The sequence below is a fragment of the Enterovibrio qingdaonensis genome (assembly GCF_028683135.1).
Taxonomy (GTDB): Bacteria; Pseudomonadota; Gammaproteobacteria; order Enterobacterales; family Vibrionaceae; genus Enterovibrio; species Enterovibrio qingdaonensis.
Genome location: NZ_JAJUBB010000004.1, coordinates 1 through 16651, shown reverse-complemented (window position 1 = coordinate 16651; position 16651 = coordinate 1). Strand labels below are relative to the sequence as shown.

Sequence of the window (16651 nt, the reverse complement as noted above, 5' to 3'; positions counted from 1 at the left end):
GTAATCAGGCCCGTTATCGAGCTTTACGCCATTGTAGAAAACACCTACACCTTGTTCAGTTCCAGACTCCTTTCTTTTTCATGATGGTGAACCTTAAATGGGCTTGCCATTGGCGGTGGCGCAAAGCGAGATGAAACGATGTGCAACGGCATTGATATTGATTTAACGCAAACAATATTCGTGAATATTGGCGTTCGAGGCGGAAGTGACGTGGTACAGGTGGAGCGATATGGGGAAGAGGCACAGTTTCTATTTTGGTGACTTATCTCACATCTTAATGTGGTCTGTATTTTCTCGCGCAGGTATAATCGCCGGCTAATTACGCCGTTCCACCGAATGGCGGCAACCTGTGAGCAATGAAAGCATGACTGTCGAAACCTACACGCCAAATAAAACAACGACGTTAGAGACGGCGAAAAAAACGATCGCGGAGCAAAATGATAACCGCGGCGAGACTGCCACAGCGAGTGGTAACAAAATCGGGTTTGTGTCTTTGGGCTGTCCAAAGAACCTGGTTGACTCAGAACGCATTCTTACGCAATTGCGCACCGAAGGGTACGAGATTGTAAACAGCTACCACGATTCAGACGTGGTAATTGTAAATACCTGTGGTTTCATCGACAGCGCCGTTCAGGAATCTCTGGACACCATCGGTGAAGCACTGAAAGAAAACGGCAAAGTAATCGTTACTGGCTGTCTGGGTGCGCGCGAAGATGAAATCCGCGAAGTTCACCCGGGTGTAATGGGCATTTCCGGCCCACACGCTTACGAAAACGTACTGGAACACGTGCACCAGTTTGCGCCGAAGCCAGAACACAATCCGTTCACCAGCTTGGTACCTGACCACGGCGTGAAACTGACGCCAAAGCACTACGCATACCTGAAAATATCGGAAGGCTGTAACCACCGTTGTACCTTCTGCATCATCCCGTCAATGCGTGGTGATCTGGTAAGCCGTCCAGTGGGCGAAGTGCTGAGCGAAGCGGAACGTCTGAAAAATGCGGGCGTGAAAGAGCTATTGGTGATCAGCCAAGACACCAGTGCTTACGGCGTCGACACCAAGCACAGTACGGGCTTTGCGAACGGCATGCCTGTTCGTCAGAACCTGAAAGCATTGAGCGAAGAGTTGGGCAAACTGGGTATTTGGACGCGTCTGCATTATGTGTACCCATACCCACACGTTGACGACATCATTCCTTTGATGGCGGAAGGTAAAATCCTGCCTTACTTGGACATTCCTTTCCAGCACGCGAGCCCTCGCGTACTGAAAGCGATGAAGCGTCCGGGTAAAGCAGAGCGTACCCTTGAGCAAATCAAGAAATGGCGTGAGATGTGCCCTGAGCTGGTGATCCGTTCTACTTTCATCGTGGGCTTCCCGGGAGAAACCGAAGAAGATTTCCAAATTCTGTTGGAATGGCTGAAAGAAGCACAACTGGACCGCGTAGGTTGTTTCAAATACTCGCCAGTAGACGGTGCGGCAGCGAACGAGATTGACGATCAAATCTCGGAAGACGTGAAGCAAGACCGTTACGATCGCTTCATGCAGCTACAACAAGAAATCAGCGCAGCGAAACTGCAAAAACGTATCGGCACCACCATGAAAGTGCTGATCGACGAAGTGGACGAAGAAGGTGCACTTGGTCGTACGTATGCAGACGCACCTGAAATCGACGGCGTTGTGTACTTGAACGAAGAGTTTAACGTGAAAGCGGGTGATATCGTGGATGTTGCGATTGAACACGCTGACGAATATGACCTATGGGGTTCTGTCGTTCGTTAATCGACCTTCATAGAATAGAAAAAGCGGCTGTTAGCCGCTTTTTTTGTGCCTCGCTAAGCCACATTTTGTCAGGCTCATGAGAGAGTCGCTCGACCGTGTCAGAAAGTATCATTAACGCCTGACCGACTCATGGATTTTAGTCATACATTGACGCTCTCTCTTTCGTCTAATTTGCATCACCTCATCCGGTGTCATACCAATGTCTTCCAGAAGATAAGCAGGATAGTCACTCACTTCTCTGTACACACTTCGTTTTGCCTTCTTCACTTGATATGCACTGATTGTGTTAGAGATAGCGTTGACCGCACGGAGCAATATGCGGCTGATTACGGGTGATGCAGATACACTTTGGTTAAACGGCTCTACAAGTAAGGCATGTTTTGCGTGTAGTGGTTTCATCGCTCAACCCTCCTCATTGGGGTATAGGTTAGATTTGCTTATCTAGTGGTTGATGATGGTTTAACCTGATAAGGTCTACAAACGAGTATTCCTTAACCAGAGTTAGGAAATCTTAATCATGGAAGAACACTTGCCCCCACTTAATGCCTTACGGGCGTTCGAAAGCGTTGCGCGTTTGCTGAGTATCAAAGCCGCTGCGGAAGAACTGCATGTCACACCTGCGGCAGTGAGCCAGCAGATAAAATCTTTGGAAAGCTATTTAGATGTTCAGTTGTTTGAGCGCAAAGTCCGTTCGCTAGAACTGACAGAAGCGGGGGCGCAACTTTACCCGTTTATGGAGGAAGGGTTTTCAAAACTCGAAGAAGGTGTACGACAATTACGCCGACGGCAGCAAAGCAATGAGCTGGTAGTGAGCGCTTCTCCGACATTCGCGGCAAAATGGCTATTGCCGAGGTTGGGAAGCTTTTACAAAGCTTATCCTCAGTATCGATTGCGCGTAGATGCCTGCGAATGCCTCGTTAATTTTCGATCCGACGGTGTCGATGTTGCCCTTCGATATGGCGCGGGTTGCTACCCTAATCTGTACTGCCAAACCTTGATTCCGGAAGAAGTGATCCCAGTGTGTAGTCCGTCTTTGTTGAGTGGTGATAATCCCCTGAAAAACCCAGATGACTTGCGGCATCACATGTTGCTTCGTTCTGCGTGGCAAACGGGACAGGAGAGTGCGCCATGTTGGGGAATGTGGTTAAGAGCTGCTGGGCTTTCAGATATAGATCCCGATGCGGGGCACCATTTTTCTACCGAGTTTTTGGCCTTGCAAGCTGCCATTGAAGGGCAAGGTGTCGCGTTGACAGCAAAAGCCTTGGTGTCCTCAGACATTGAAAGCGGCAATCTGATTTACCCTTTCGGTGAAGACTTCAATCAAATGGTCGCGTTCAACTACTACTTTGTCTGTCCTGAATCCCACCTCAGGCTAAAAAAGGTTCAAGCGTTTAAACAATGGATTGAGGGAGAAATTAAGGGACAGCGAAGCAGCTAAATAGCGACTTCGCTGGCGAGTGAATTCAATCACTCACGACTCTAAGGGAATATAAATATCCGTCAGAAGCTCGGTTTGTGGAACGTGATGAGCATCGTTCAGGTACTCTTCAAACACAGGTTGATATCCTACTTTTTCGCCCGAGCTTGGTAACCAATTCGCGAACAGCCATTTATAGGCTGCATCCATATTGGCGTAGGGGCCTTTGTAATTAAGTACCGCGCACTTGGTTGGGTGAACGGTGTATTTGTGCATGTCTTCTTCGAGGGGAAAATCGGCGACGTTATCGACGCGCACGCAAGCGAGTGAGGTTAATTTGTCGATAGGGACAGACTCCGGGTCATCAAAATACACACCGAAAAAACGTGTTGTTTCGGTGAGTAACCCTTTTGACACCAACCAGCCTTGCAGCTTTTCAAATTGCTGGCCAACGTTCATGTAGTCGCCTTTGTGCTCGTAGCCGATCAGCGTCATTCCGTCGGCATGTTTAATGGTGACATCATGCATAATCGATTCCTCAGTATTTAGCGGATTCAGGGAGAATTGAATATGGTCGCCTTCACGCCGAAATCGAGCGGGAGGCATACCAAATGATTCACTGAACGCACGAGTAAAACTCTGCACTGAGGTGTACTTCGCCTGTTTTGCGACGTCTTCGATTGAAAGATCGGAGTTGATCAGCGTATCGGAGGCGTTATGAAGCCGGATCCTTTTAATGGTGTCTGACAAGCTACTGCCATAAATGCCACGGTACACGCGATGCAGGTGATAAGGGGATATCAGAGCAACGTCAGCCAAGGTTGCCATATCAAGATCGTCATTGATGTGTTCATAGATGTAATCAAACAAGACATCGATTCGCTTACGATAATGCTCGGCGGTTGATTGACGCATAGTGTTCTCCTCCTCGTTCAGCCTGTTCAACCTAGCATTGGTCGTTTTAGCAAATCTTGCGGATTTTCCCGAGGCGTTTGGATGATGTGTTTCTAAAAGTATTGGGTTGAGAGTAACTTTTGACCATCTTTTGCGCGCTTTTTCACCGATTGGTGCTTACTGCAAATTGTCTGGATAATCCCTTTTTTCTTAAGGGCGTTTATCACATCGCACGACATCGGATTTTTCATTTTGCCTTCCTTATGGCACGTTGGATTGGTGCTTGTTGCGAGGAGAGGGAACGATGAAAAATAGTATTCCGCTAATTATTGGTCTGTCCATTACGGGTCTTTCGGTTGGGTATATGGTTGGTGGGTCAGCAACGCCTGTGGTGAGTATTGTGATCCCTTTGATATTTGGTTTGGTGGTCACAGGTTTTGGATTGTTACAGCCTTACAAAGCACTGAAAGATTTGCCAGAAGGTATTGCGGGCAACCAAGAACTTGCGGCGACGTTGATTGATAAAATGGAACAGAACGCGGCCAGTGTTAAGCGAACGCTAGGCACGACGCTTATTTTCTTTTCTCTGTTCTATTTAATTGGCACCCTTGTTGGAACAACCGCGCGAACTCAGCAATGGTTTGCTCCACCTAAAGAACCAACGTTTCCATGGAAGACAGAAGCCCCCAAGAATATTAAAGTCGCGTTAGATTGGATAACGCTTCAGTCCAGCCTGAAAAGCTTGGGATATAGTGATGAGCAAATTGAGCAGTTGTATACAATACAATTGCATGAGTTGGAAAGTGCAAGGAATGACGCCGAGACGGCAGCCAAAACGCATACTGACCTTATGAAAAAACTCATCGCCTTGTTGGAGAAAAAGCAGTCGGCAACGACAGGTGCGAAGAGCGGGGCGGACAGTAATGGTAGTGCAGAACTAGTGGCTGAGTTCATGTCTTATCAATTAAAAACGGATTCGTCAGATCCATTCAAATACAAACTTCCTAATTTAGACGGTTGGGTAAGGCCAAAATCAATCTCAGATGGCAACGTTATGCCCCCTCAATATTTGACACAAGACTTCCAGCATAATTTGCAAAGCTTACCTGCTCAATAAAGCGCCAATTGGCGACCTAATCCTGAACGCTATTTCTAAGCTTGGGCGTCCAGACTGTGGTTGAAAAAGAGATTCAGGCACAACGAAAGCAGTGGAGATCAGCCAGTTTTTTTAAGGCTCGCGCGGTTAAAGTGTGAGCTCTTTTTGCGCGCTTTTTCACCACTTTGTTTTTACTGCAAATTGTCTGCATTTAGCTTTTGTTTTTTAACCTTTCTTGCCCCATCATGACCGCAATTTTGGCCGACATACACCGTGGAGCTGTCGTGAAATCGGGCTTAGAAATTCAGTTACGTGATGCATTTGATACGTTTTTTAATACGATAAAAACAACGCACGAGAAGTACTTTGACACGTCAGTTCGTCTCGTCTCTTTCGATGAGTGGCGTTACCTTGAAATTCTAATGTGCTCTGACGCACAAGCCGATGTCGGCTCAGAGAAATGGGTAGCACTGTCAAATGAAGATAAAGATGCGCCAGAGAAAAAGCATTTTTATTGTGAGCCAACGACAAGCCATGTTTGGGCGATAAATGCTGCGGGTAAAGGTCGTCGAGTGAGACTAGACCTTAGCAGTGGTCCCGAGAAAATGGTGATTTTAGACCAGAGCGCATTCATTGATAATGTGATTTGGGACGCGCAGACAGGCGAGTGCTGTCGCGGCGTATTGCCAGTAAGCAAAATGGTGCTGGATATGGGAGGCGAGGAGCAAACCTTCTCTATTTGTGGCGTGCCAGATGAAGAAAATCGTTTAGAAATCTGGGTGGACAATATTGAAAAGCTTGGCCAAAAGGCGACGCATTACATTAATGACGTGCGGCATCAGCTGGAACAAGCCTGTCAGCCCTACAAACATAACAAAGCACCGGTAACGGAAATGAGCATGTTAAACGACGTGCCATTTTTAGAGTATATCGCTAAACATGATGACGACGACGTGTGCTTACAACAGTTTCCCTTTCTCTCATGGATGGTCTTCGGGAAGGTAAGAAGAGAAATTGCAGCGTATCGCTACACCGTGCAGAAAACGGTGAAAGAATCGGTATCAGTGAAGCGCGTCATGATGTTTGCGGTGCCTAGTGCAGTACTGCTGTCTATTTTGTTGCTGACCGTTTTAAACCTGCTTCCTCATGATGGCGCATTGGCGAGCATTGGTTCTCTTGTTTTCGTTCCCTTTGACGCATTCATGTCCTTGAAGCAGTTCATCCTTCAACACTATTTCTCGCTGTGGGGGAATGCTAAATACGCATTTTTCTCGCTGTTGGTTGCTGTAAATGTGCTTTATTACGGCGTAAATTTTTGCGCGAGCAAAAGCAAGTCGAAAGGTATGCTGTTTCCTACGGTTGCCAAATTGACTTACCTCTGTTTCGTGGCCGTATTCTTGCTCGATGTACTCTTGTTAGGTGTTGGTGCTATTAACCAAAATGTCTTGGCTTCCACGCTTGGAATTGCCATGTATATCCTACCTTTCACGGTTTACGCGAGCTTTACGTATTTGAAGAAAAAAGCGGTGACAAAGTATGTGGAACCGCTGAAATCACTGACTTGGCTTTCTATTTAGAAAGCGTTCAGCGAGAACCAACTCAAAGAGGGTGTCGTCACCCTCTTTTTATTTCAGTATGCGTTGCCTTTACCTTCCATCAAACCGTGTTTTCATTTGCTGCAACAGCCAGCTTGATATCGGGCTTAGCGGCTTGTCGCGTCGTTTGACCAGCCCCACTTCCATAACCACGGACTGACCTAGCTGACTGACGGGGTAAATTTTTAAGCTTCCGTCATACCAACTTGAGTTTGCCACATGGTCGGGGATGATTGCCCATCCAAGCCCATGCATCACCAATTCGCTAATGAAAAAATAGCTATCTATATGCCAATAATCGGGGGTGAGTGGTGTGCCTCGCCCTGTGCCTTTTTTATCACAGATCACAAGCTGTCTAAGAGGTTGAAGGTCTTTCAACGTAAGTCGTTTTTTCTTTGCGAGTGGGTGATGAGGGCTGATAACAAGCACATTACTGAGGTGACCGATGGATTCAAACTCCAATGCCGGCGAAAGTTCGCTTTGTCGAAACGTAATGCCAATGTCGGCGCGGCACTCCACTACGGCTGTTGCAATATCGTCGCGAGACCCGTTGGTGACGGTGAGTTTTAACCCAGGGTACTTCTCGGCAATATCTATGATGAATTTATCGAAAGCTTCTATTGAAATTGCTTCATCGCATGTAATCGACAGGGACGTTTCATCGTGATTGGAGACTTTTTCAGCCATGGCCTGCAGGCGTTCGCATTGGTTGAGCACGGCGGTTGCCTCGACCAGCAGTTCTTTCCCGCCGTCGGTCAGCGTGGGGTATTTACCCGAACGATCAAACAGATCAAAGCCTAAATCCACCTCCAGATCAGCAATTGCACTACTGATCCGTGATTGCACCTTACCAAGGCGTCGCCCCGCTGCGGAAAATGACCCGAGCTCAGCCGATACAACAAATGCGCGCAGTTGGTCTAACGTCCAATTCATCAAGCATACTCCCGATAACCAATCTCTAATGAAGATGGATACTAACTTTTTTATATCTTAATTGGGAATATCATTCTCGCATCTTTGTTCCATTGAGTTACGTAAAATGAGTACCATAATTTCCTCACCACCTAAAAACGAATCTGTGTCCCGCACCTTTTGGCGTTATGCGGTTCCATCGGTCGCTGCCATGATTGTCAGCGGCTTTTATCAAGTCATCGATGGCTTTTTTGTCGGTCATTATGTGGGCGTCGATGGTTTGGCAGGTATCAATGTGTCTTGGCCAGTGCTTGGTGTGATCATGGGCTTTGGTATCTTGGTCGGCATGGGCGCGGGCAGTGTTATTTCTATCTACCGTGGCGAGAATAATTCAGAGGGGGTCGGTCTCACACTCAGTACGTCGCTGTGGTTAATGCTGGGGCTGGGCGCAGTATCGAGTACGTTTCTGTATTTTGGAACTGACGCGTTGATGGCGGCACAGAATGCATCAGGCATGCCGCTTCTCCATGCGAAAGACTACCTGAATGTGTTTGTTTTTGGTGCCGTGTTTACCATCGGTGCTGGTGCGTTGCCGTTATTGGTGAGAAACGACAATAGCCCCAACTGGGCCACAGCCCTGACGATTTTGGGAGCTGTCGCTAACATTGTGCTGGATTATTTGTTGATTGGCGTGATGGGCTTAGGTCTAGAAGGTGCTGCGGTTGCCACGGTAATTTCTCAAGCATTGGTGGTCGTTGGTGGGTTGTGTTACTTCCTGTCACGAAAAGCAGAATGTCGCATTCAGCACCTACAGTTTTGTATTAAAAAAGCGATGCACACGGTAGAGCTGGGTTCTTCAACGCTGTTTATGTTCTTGTACTTCAGCTTTGTTATAGCAGTGCACAACTACTTGCTGATGAGCTATGGATCGTCGGTATATGTTGGGGCGTATGCCATATTGGGTTATATCGCTACCATGTATTACCTATTTTCGGAAGGTTTGGCAAACGGCATGCAGCCGCCAGTCAGTTACTACTATGGCGCACGCAGATTTTCGGCAATAAAGGCGACAGTGAAAATTGCATTAGGCGCAATTTTAGTGACTGGATTTGCTGCAGTCGCGTTGCTCAACATTGCGCCTGAACAGATCATCGCGTTGTTTGGCAAAGGCAATACCGAGTTAATTGAAGTTGCTGTTCATGGTGCTAGGCTGCATTTGTTCGCCATGTTCTTAGACGGTTTGTTCTTCGCCGCCTCTGTGTTCTTTATCTCTATAGATAAAGGCGGTAAGGCACTATTCGTTTCGGTCGGCAACATGTTAGTGCAGTTACCATTCTTGTACCTGTTGCCAAAAGTGTGGGGTGTTGATGGCGTGTGGTTAGCCATGCCGATTTCGAATCTCGTGCTGGCACTGGTTGTGATTCCGATGCTGATTTCAGAATTGAAGAAGTTGGAGTGTCATTCACCTTCTGCTGCGGTTCCTGCGCATGCAAGCTAGCAGGTAATCGCGACTCGGCAAGGTCACTTTCCAACAAGGCCAGCATAAACTGCTGGCTTTTCTTATATGATTAAATGTTTCAAGTGTGTTTAACTTTCGTTTCATTTGGATTTTGAATGGTTTTTTAACCCATTCAATGCTCACTTATGATTTTTGTTGCATATCTTATCCACAATAAAATGAATATTTTAACTGTATGTTTTTATGTAAATATTTGTATCCATCCTCATCAGGAAGGCTTAGCGTTTACAGTAATCAATTTTATTTTAGCGTGGTAATGTGAAGTGCTTCGACACTATTGGTTTTCATGGTGTTATTTAATTGTGGTGTGAAACTGATTTAGTACATTCTTTGGCTAACTAAAGTGCTACAAGGATGGAATCATGAAACGCTTTTTAGGAATATCTGCGCTAGTTGCTATTCTGGCCGGTTGTGGTGGCGGAGGTGGCGACAGCGATGGATCTAACTTGGCCGGCGATACAGGCGGACAAATAACGCCGACACAAACAAGCTATTCCATCACCACTGATGGCTCAAACTCAAATTATTGGCTCGACATTCCCCTCAACGTCTCGTTGCCTGATTCCACGCAAGTTATTTATCTATACGTTGGCAGTGATAAAGCTGAGTCAACGAATGTCAGTGAAGTATCTCTCGAACTAATAGGGTCAACACCACATGCTGGGATCGTTTTTGACAGTGTGACAAGTGACTTTTCTGAACTGCTTACCCTTTACTTTTGCTACGACCAAAGTTGCTCCAAGCAAGTGGTAGGGTCACCAGTAGATGTCTACGTTCAGTTTGATGTTTCGACACCGTCTATCAGCAATGCCGTTGATACGTCGGTTGAAGTAACAGCAAGAAAAGATGCGCCAACCAATACGGAATACACCATCGAAATACCAGTGACTGGGGTTAGCCAAAACACGACGACGCTGGTGTCGTTTACGAATCAAGATGGATGGTCGACAACGTTATGTACGTATAACGATGCGAAAGACACCGCCATCTGTAATGTCGAAGAAGACAGCTTCAGTTCCAGAACGGATGCGGAACTGAATGCAGGCCATCGATATACCATGGAGCTTTGCGGTGGACTGGGTTGTGTGGACAGTGTTGCGATTGATGTGAGCTATGTTGCGACGACAATCCCGACAGCGACATACAGTGACGCCAAGAGCGTAAGTCATATATCGAGTTGGCCTAATAAGGTTAAGTACAGCAGTTACTATGATGCAATCGTCGTATTGAGTGATCTTTTTAACAGTCCCGAACTCAACATTGTGCCCGTTGATGGCAGCCCGACGATCACTGTTCCCATCAATAATGAAGAAAACAATGAGACGAGTGACGTCTTTATTGATGAAGCGACGGGTGAAATAACCTTTGTCATCGGTAATGGCGGATATATTGACAAAGACTTCTATGTAACAAGGGTGCAGCCTAACCTTGCTACTCCCGCATCGTCAGTGATTACATCAGTGCCCGTCGCTATTGATGACATTGCAGGAAGTCATATCGCCCTGGTTGGAGATTCGTTATTCATTGAAGACCATCGTCTTGTGTATGAAGTAGATATCACGTCAGGCACGATAGTGCGTCAAGCAAGTTTTGCTAACTCAAGCTATTTGCCGCTGACCATGACGGAGAGTAATGGGAACATATACGTACGTTATGACAACAACGATTTAGGTGATTACAAAGTACTCGTTGAACGTTTTACGGATAACGATCTGACCACGGCTCCGGTTAAAACCTTGGCTTATAGCCCAGTGGACAGAGACAGTTGCAAACGTATGTTTAGCTTTGAAAACGTTCTATACACCAGCTGTGGAGAGCGCATTCCAAACACGACCGAGGCAGCAACGGACTTGGCTGTGCAGGAAACCATTCCCAAGCCAGCGTGGTATACAGAGAACAACAATGCATACCGAGTATTGGTTGGCATTGTTAAGTTAGACAACGGAAACTTCCTATACGCAGAAGAGTCGGAAGAAAGCTGTTACAGCGATTGTCTCATTTATCTTACCGAAGCGACGCCGGATAACGAGGTGGTTGCAGAGTACTTCGCGCCTACGGATCTCGCGCGTTTAAGTGGGCTAATGAAAGCAGACGATGGAAGTGTCTGGTTAGCGGGCCAAAAAGCGGACTACAGTGCTTTCTTAGCTAAGTTGGTACAGCCATAACGGCGAGAAAACGGTGCGTTCAACATTGGACTCCATCTCGATGTCCGAAAAATGAACGAATAAAGATGCAGAAAGGCCCTGTCGCTTATCGATAGGGCCTTTTCTTTTTCCAAACATTGGCAGCGTCATTCACTCTGTAGTTTGAGCGCCAAGCCGCTTCGTTATTCTAGGCGCGTAGACAAGAAAATTAGGCAACGGCATATTTCTTCAATTGGCAACAAAACTGCCATTTATTCGTCATCAAATCAGACGATGATCCCCGCATCTAATTGAAATGGAACTCCATATGAAACCGTCTATTTTGTTTGCAAGCCTTCTTTTAAGCACTTCGACTTTTGCTGCCACGCAGTTTGAACAGATTGATACTTACACGATTAAAGCAAGCCAAGACTACTTGTCAGACATTCCTGCTCAAAACGCAAATGGCACCATTAATGCGATCATTGAAATCCCGACAGGTGACAATGAAAAGTGGGAAGTGAGCAAACGTGATAGCTCAATCATCAATTGGGAATTTAAGAATGGCCAGCCGCGTATCGTGCATTACCTTGGCTACCCGGGTAACTATGGCACCATTCCAAGCACGGCTTTGCCTAAATCGTTAGGCGGTGACGGTGACCCATTGGATATTCTGGTATTAGGTGCAGCAATGGAACGCGGCAGCGTTGCTCCGGTTCGCGTCATTGGCGGCATCAAAATGCTGGATGGCGGCGAGCAGGATGACAAGTTGATTGCGGTACCCGTGGTTGAGCAATCGCCATTCAAAGACATTGAGTCAGTAGAACAACTGCAAGAAGAATACCCGGGTGTCGTTGAGATCGTAAAAACATGGTTTGCGAACTATAAAGGCGCAGATGGCGGCATGAAAGTCGAAGGCGTGATGTCAGGTGAAGAAGCTCAGAAAGTCTTAGAACAAGCCATGAAGCACTTCAAAGCCTAAGACGCTGCACCTCTTAAAATACCTAGCCCGGCATTATCGCTGGGCTTTTTAATATCTATATCATTCCAAGTGGTGACAGTGTCACTTATGAAGGGGTGTTTTCAGCGTTTCCTTTCACACACCTTGCTCCAGAATTGAACAATTCGCCTTGACGATATCTGCCATGCTTGAGCATACCCGAACAAAGTAAGAACCTTTGCTTGCTGACGATATGCCAAGAGCCCCGGTCAGCGACAGCCCGCCTGACAAATTTGCAAAGTATGTTTGTCTGGCTGTTCGCGATCAGCAATTGGCGTATGGTGCAATTACGTTAAATCATACCCCTCGTTGTAAGTGCGAGGATGGGGGAAATCATGACTCCGCAAGAACAAGAACTTATTCAAAAACTGGCTGACAAAATGCGTTCAAACCAAAATAACGCAAAAGACCCAGCCGCCGCGCAGCTCGTTCAAGAGGCAATCGCGTCGCAGCCAGACATTGTTTATCGTCTTACGCAGGTCGCGCTTGCTCAGGAAGTTGCCCTCAAAGAAATGAAAGAGCGTAATGATTACCTGCAACGCAACGCCGAATTCTACAAACAAGAATCAAGCCGAAGCGGTTTGAGCAAAATGTTTGGCGGTGACAGAACGCCACCACCACCGCCTCAACCTGCTTATCGTCCAAGTGCATTTGGCGGTTTCATGCAAACAGCCGCAGGTGTTGCAGCGGGTATGGTTGCGGGTAGCGCGTTGAGTCATCTTTTCTTTGGTGGCGATCATATGTCGTCTCCGGTTGAAGACATCACCAACAATACGATCATCGAAGAGCCTAATGATGCAACGGGCGATCAGCAAGATGCGTCCCAAGACCAAACCGACACCAGCGACTCACAAGCTGATACAGCGAATGCAGGTGGAGACACGGGTGGCAGTTTCCTAGATGGCACCGACAACTACACCCAAGATTATACCGGCGGTGGTTGGAACCAAGGTACAGGGTTTGATGATTCAAACTCAGGCTTTGGTGATTCAGGCTTTGATGATGGCTTTGCCAACAACGACCAAGATGATGATCCAAGCCGCTATGGTGGAGATGACGGTTCATTTGGTGGTGATGACAGTGACTTTGGCGGCTTTGACGACGACAGTAGCTCGTGGTGATCATTTGCTGACTGTTTCTTCACTGAAACTCGAATATAATCAGGGCAGTTAGTCTATCGCGGGGGCGCATGTTAGGAACCCGCGAATTTTCGAGGTAAATACAATGAAAAAAGCCATCACAGCAGTTCTGCTGGTAACTGCCCTTGCGGGTTGTGAAGAAGCAAACAACGCCATTGACCAAGCGCAAGAAGCAGCAAACAAAGCGGTGGATACGATTCAAGAACAAGTGGAATCGGTAGACCTGAGTGAGCTGAACCTCGACCAATTTGGTGATGCCGCAGCGTCAGCGAAAGCACTCGCAGAGTCTGTTGAAGAGGCCATGAATGTGGATTTCAGCAACCCAACTGCGCTCGAAGATGTGAAAGATCACGTATCAAATGCATACAGCTGCTTGGTTGATGCGACCTCTGAATCAACAGCAGAAAAGCTGATGAACAAAGTGATGCAAACCATCACCAACGAAGAAGCACAAACGCTGATTGAAAAGAGCGTTGATATGGCAAAAGAAGCCAAAGAGTGCGTGATGTAACCGTCACTGCGTTTACGAAAAGAAAGCCTGCGAATCTCGCAGGCTTTTTTATGTCTGGGTTATAGTGCCGTTTGCGGCACGCTGCTAGCGCGTAGGCTCCTCGGCATGTTGCGTTGGCAGTGCTTTCTCACTAACTGTGGTATTACCATCGTCACGTCTGGGGTGAGGGATACCCTCATAGCGGATGAGACCTGCTAGCAAAATCAGGGCAGTGGCCATCACATCACGTTGACTCATCGCATCACCCAAAAAGATCCACGCCAATCCCAACGCAAACACTACCTCGCAACTGCTGATCATGGTGGTTTGCTCCATGTCTGCTAATTGTGCGCCGCGGGAAAACAGGTATTGCGGCAAAGCGGCGGACAAAATACCCAATGCCAGAATCAGCCAAAGCTGATCAACGGATGTTGGAATTGATAACGGACTACCGCTGAGCAGTGTGATAGGCACAAGAATCACCATGTGACCCAACAGTGCCGCAAACATACGGGCGGAAGTATCGTGGTTTTTCTCCGGCAGTGAGAACATATTGATGACTAACGCGAACGACATTGGAGCCGCAAGGCAAAGCATCAATTCGTCCCAAGACGCACCAAAATCTTGAGACTCTTGCATAATGCCAACGGCGATAGCAATCAGCATCGCGGCAATCATCCGGTTGCGACTCATTGCTTTATTGAAGCAAAGCCAGCCAATCACAATCGCGAACATTGGGTAGGCGTAGTAGGTGAGGATCACCGCGCTCGGCTCAAGCTTGGTCAGACTCGACATAAAGGCCAACATACCGAGTGCTGAGAGGCCACCTACCGCGATAAAACGCAGAAACTCACCATCCAATACCGGACGTTTTTTCAGTAACAGCAGCATCACGAACGTCGGGATAGCAAAGCGGTACAGTGTGATGGAGTCTGGAGAGAATCCCTGACTCAACAACAACTGTGCCAACAAAGGGTTCGAGCTGAAACCCAATGCCGCTGCCAATACCATCCAAATTCCCATCATGCGTCTCCCTATCATTTTTAAAGAACGACGGGAGAATACTAGCTATGTTTATGTAGAATGATTAATGAATAACTCTATATATACATAAAAGGAATGCATGTGTGAGGTTGGAGATCCGACACTGGCAGTTGCTTGATGCGATGGGGAAATATGGCAGCTTGGGGGCAGCCGCAGACGCAATTGGTGTGACACAACCTGCAATGAGCCATCGCCTTGCGGAGGCTGAGCGCCGTTTGGGGAGTGCGATATTTGAGCGTGAAGGACGACGGCTAAAGCCCACGCCAGCCGGACAAGCGTTGATCCAAACCGCCTCTTCGATTTTGCCTGAGTTATCGCGCGCTGAAGACGAATTTGAGCGCACAGCTGCCAATGCCAGTCACCTAGTGCGAATTGGGATTGCTGAGTATTCCGCTTACCATTGGGTGCCAGGGTTTCTGAAATCGCTGACGTTCAGCCGAGAAAAGCTTCAGATAGATTTTGTCGCCGCCGCCACCCGCGAAGCTGAAGCTACCTTGATAACGGGAAAAACCGACATCATTATTTCTCCCGCGCGTTCTGAGAATCCCGCTCTGGACTGCAAACCTCTGATGGACGATGAACTGGTGCTGGTGACGCACCCCAATCACCCACTCGCCGCCAAGCCGTGGATAGAGGCGCAAGATCTGGTGGATGTTGATTACCTCACATACAGTCTGGATGCGCTGCCTGGCTTTGAATACGAGCGTTTTATCCGACCTTCCGGTATTCGCCTTCCACACATGCAAGTGGTGGAAATGACCGACGCCATCGTAGAAATGATCGCCGTTGATTTGGGCGTGAGTATTCTTTCCCGCTGGGCACTTAAACGCACTATCAGACAATCACTCGTGGCTGCCGTTTCTGTTACCAAGCAAGGGCTGCCTTTAACCTGGTTTATCATCAGCCGGAAAACAGACCGCAAAAACGAGGTCATCAAAACCACCGCTGACGCCCTGCAGCAATGGTTTTCGCTGAATGAAGTTTAGTCTAAGTGTCGGGTTTAAACGTGTCACGCAAAGCGAGCAGGGGACGAATTAAAAGAGGCCAATGAAAGCCCAGACCAAACTGCCATAATCTTCGGTACGGGACGAAAAGAAGCGAGGGTTCAGATATGTCCATCATTAGCCATATCACACTGGGTACCAATGACTACGAAAGGGCATCAGCATTCTATGATGCTGTATTAAAGCCTTTGGGATTGGCCCGCGTTCCCAAGCCACCAGGCAAACCACCGCTTTACGCCAAAGACAATCAAATGCCCTTTCTGTATCTCTACAAGCCGTTCGATGGCAGACCAGCAACGTGGGGCAATGGCACGCACGTCGCGTTTAATGCCGAAAGTCGCGAAGCAGTCGATGAGTTTTATGCAGAAGCACTGGCCAATGGCGGGGCTGATGAAGGTGCACCGGGTTTACGGGTGCATTACGGCCCCAATTACTACGCAGCGTATGTCAGGGACCCAGACGGAAATAAGCTTCAGGCGGTTTGTTACGAATAGAAAATGGCGCGAACGCGCCTTTTCTTTTGGTAATACTAGGTCAATGAGGCGATTAAGAAGGGCAGGGAGCGCAAAATCACTGACACCAACAGTAAAAAACACGCAGAGGGAAGGGAAAGCGTAGCGGGGGACGCTAACTTGGAA

At 47.6% G+C, this 16651-nt stretch carries 15 protein-coding genes; 11 read left to right on the top strand and 4 right to left on the bottom strand.

What is annotated here, in order from left to right; translation table 11 throughout:
• Nucleotides 1–364 precede the first annotated feature (364 nt).
• Nucleotides 365–1780, top strand: coding sequence for a 30S ribosomal protein S12 methylthiotransferase RimO (gene rimO, locus LRP49_RS07060; protein WP_274141593.1), 1416 nt, complete (start codon nucleotides 365–367; stop codon nucleotides 1778–1780).
• Nucleotides 1781–1891: 111 nt separating this feature from the next.
• Here the strand turns inward: rimO and LRP49_RS07055 are convergent, their stop codons facing one another.
• Entirely contained in the window at nucleotides 1892–2179 is a 288-nt protein-coding gene (locus tag LRP49_RS07055; RefSeq protein WP_274141221.1) for a hypothetical protein, read from the bottom strand.
• Nucleotides 2180–2297: 118 nt separating this feature from the next.
• Here LRP49_RS07055 and gcvA point away from each other — a divergent pair, with 118 nt between their 5' ends.
• A complete protein-coding gene (gcvA, locus tag LRP49_RS07050; protein WP_274141220.1) occupies nucleotides 2298–3218 on the top strand; it encodes a transcriptional regulator GcvA in 921 nt (306 codons plus the stop codon).
• 33 nt (nucleotides 3219–3251) lie between these two features.
• Here gcvA and LRP49_RS07045 read toward each other — a convergent pair whose 3' ends face one another.
• Nucleotides 3252–4112: an AraC family transcriptional regulator gene (locus tag LRP49_RS07045; RefSeq protein ID WP_274141219.1), complete on the bottom strand. Its 861-nt coding sequence runs from the start codon at nucleotides 4110–4112 to the stop codon at nucleotides 3252–3254.
• A gap of 283 nt (nucleotides 4113–4395) precedes the next feature.
• Between LRP49_RS07045 and LRP49_RS07040 the strand changes: the two genes are divergently transcribed.
• Together LRP49_RS07040 and LRP49_RS07035 are read left to right on the top strand one after the other, a co-directional pair.
• Nucleotides 4396–5208, top strand: coding sequence for a hypothetical protein (locus LRP49_RS07040; protein ID WP_274141218.1), 813 nt, complete (start codon nucleotides 4396–4398; stop codon nucleotides 5206–5208).
• 263 nt (nucleotides 5209–5471) lie between these two features.
• The gene (locus LRP49_RS07035) at nucleotides 5472–6764 is read left to right on the top strand and encodes a hypothetical protein (RefSeq protein WP_274141217.1); all 1293 of its coding nucleotides are present in this window, start codon (nucleotides 5472–5474) and stop codon (nucleotides 6762–6764) included.
• A gap of 69 nt (nucleotides 6765–6833) precedes the next feature.
• Here LRP49_RS07035 and LRP49_RS07030 read toward each other — a convergent pair whose 3' ends face one another.
• A complete protein-coding gene (locus tag LRP49_RS07030) occupies nucleotides 6834–7715 on the bottom strand; it encodes a LysR family transcriptional regulator (RefSeq protein WP_274141215.1) in 882 nt (293 codons plus the stop codon).
• A 106-nt stretch (nucleotides 7716–7821) separates the two neighbouring features.
• On the opposite strand from LRP49_RS07030, the gene LRP49_RS07025 reads away from it, so the two are divergent.
• The 5 genes from LRP49_RS07025 (at nucleotide 7822) to LRP49_RS07005 (ending at nucleotide 13986) form a co-directional block, all read left to right on the top strand.
• The gene (locus LRP49_RS07025; protein WP_274141214.1) at nucleotides 7822–9192 is read left to right on the top strand and encodes an MATE family efflux transporter; all 1371 of its coding nucleotides are present in this window, start codon (nucleotides 7822–7824) and stop codon (nucleotides 9190–9192) included.
• A gap of 383 nt (nucleotides 9193–9575) precedes the next feature.
• On the top strand, nucleotides 9576–11378 hold the full coding sequence (locus LRP49_RS07020; RefSeq protein ID WP_274141213.1) for a hypothetical protein: 1803 nt from the start codon (nucleotides 9576–9578) through the stop codon (nucleotides 11376–11378).
• Nucleotides 11379–11664: 286 nt separating this feature from the next.
• On the top strand, nucleotides 11665–12318 hold the full coding sequence (locus tag LRP49_RS07015) for an inorganic diphosphatase (protein WP_274141212.1): 654 nt from the start codon (nucleotides 11665–11667) through the stop codon (nucleotides 12316–12318).
• A gap of 353 nt (nucleotides 12319–12671) precedes the next feature.
• Nucleotides 12672–13457 carry a DUF2076 domain-containing protein gene (locus LRP49_RS07010; protein WP_274141211.1) on the top strand — a complete coding sequence of 262 codons (786 nt, stop codon included), beginning with the start codon at nucleotides 12672–12674 and terminating at the stop codon, nucleotides 13455–13457.
• Nucleotides 13458–13560: 103 nt separating this feature from the next.
• Complete coding sequence (locus LRP49_RS07005) at nucleotides 13561–13986, top strand: hypothetical protein (RefSeq protein WP_274141210.1); 426 nt, start codon at nucleotides 13561–13563, stop codon at nucleotides 13984–13986.
• A gap of 84 nt (nucleotides 13987–14070) precedes the next feature.
• Here LRP49_RS07005 and LRP49_RS07000 read toward each other — a convergent pair whose 3' ends face one another.
• On the bottom strand, nucleotides 14071–14991 hold the full coding sequence (locus LRP49_RS07000) for a DMT family transporter (protein WP_274141208.1): 921 nt from the start codon (nucleotides 14989–14991) through the stop codon (nucleotides 14071–14073).
• Nucleotides 14992–15092: 101 nt separating this feature from the next.
• Between LRP49_RS07000 and LRP49_RS06995 the strand changes: the two genes are divergently transcribed.
• Nucleotides 15093–15995 carry a LysR family transcriptional regulator gene (locus tag LRP49_RS06995; RefSeq protein WP_274141206.1) on the top strand — a complete coding sequence of 301 codons (903 nt, stop codon included), beginning with the start codon at nucleotides 15093–15095 and terminating at the stop codon, nucleotides 15993–15995.
• A gap of 125 nt (nucleotides 15996–16120) precedes the next feature.
• Nucleotides 16121–16507 carry a VOC family protein gene (locus tag LRP49_RS06990; RefSeq protein ID WP_274141205.1) on the top strand — a complete coding sequence of 129 codons (387 nt, stop codon included), beginning with the start codon at nucleotides 16121–16123 and terminating at the stop codon, nucleotides 16505–16507.
• The last annotated feature ends 144 nt before the right edge of the window (nucleotides 16508–16651 follow it).

Coding starts and splice junctions, on each gene's coding strand:
- LRP49_RS07010 (WP_274141211.1), top strand. CDS start 12,672: ATGACTCCGCAAGAACAAGAACTTATTCAAAAACTGGCTGACAAAATG.
- LRP49_RS07040 (WP_274141218.1), top strand. CDS start 4,396: ATGAAAAATAGTATTCCGCTAATTATTGGTCTGTCCATTACGGGTCTT.
- LRP49_RS07000 (WP_274141208.1), bottom strand. CDS start 14,991: ATGATGGGAATTTGGATGGTATTGGCAGCGGCATTGGGTTTCAGCTCG.
- LRP49_RS07030 (WP_274141215.1), bottom strand. CDS start 7,715: ATGAATTGGACGTTAGACCAACTGCGCGCATTTGTTGTATCGGCTGAG.
- LRP49_RS07055 (WP_274141221.1), bottom strand. CDS start 2,179: ATGAAACCACTACACGCAAAACATGCCTTACTTGTAGAGCCGTTTAAC.
- LRP49_RS07020 (WP_274141213.1), top strand. CDS start 9,576: ATGAAACGCTTTTTAGGAATATCTGCGCTAGTTGCTATTCTGGCCGGT.
- LRP49_RS07025 (WP_274141214.1), top strand. CDS start 7,822: ATGAGTACCATAATTTCCTCACCACCTAAAAACGAATCTGTGTCCCGC.
- gcvA (WP_274141220.1), top strand. CDS start 2,298: ATGGAAGAACACTTGCCCCCACTTAATGCCTTACGGGCGTTCGAAAGC.
- LRP49_RS06990 (WP_274141205.1), top strand. CDS start 16,121: ATGTCCATCATTAGCCATATCACACTGGGTACCAATGACTACGAAAGG.
- LRP49_RS07045 (WP_274141219.1), bottom strand. CDS start 4,112: ATGCGTCAATCAACCGCCGAGCATTATCGTAAGCGAATCGATGTCTTG.
- LRP49_RS07015 (WP_274141212.1), top strand. CDS start 11,665: ATGAAACCGTCTATTTTGTTTGCAAGCCTTCTTTTAAGCACTTCGACT.
- LRP49_RS07005 (WP_274141210.1), top strand. CDS start 13,561: ATGAAAAAAGCCATCACAGCAGTTCTGCTGGTAACTGCCCTTGCGGGT.
- rimO (WP_274141593.1), top strand. CDS start 365: ATGACTGTCGAAACCTACACGCCAAATAAAACAACGACGTTAGAGACG.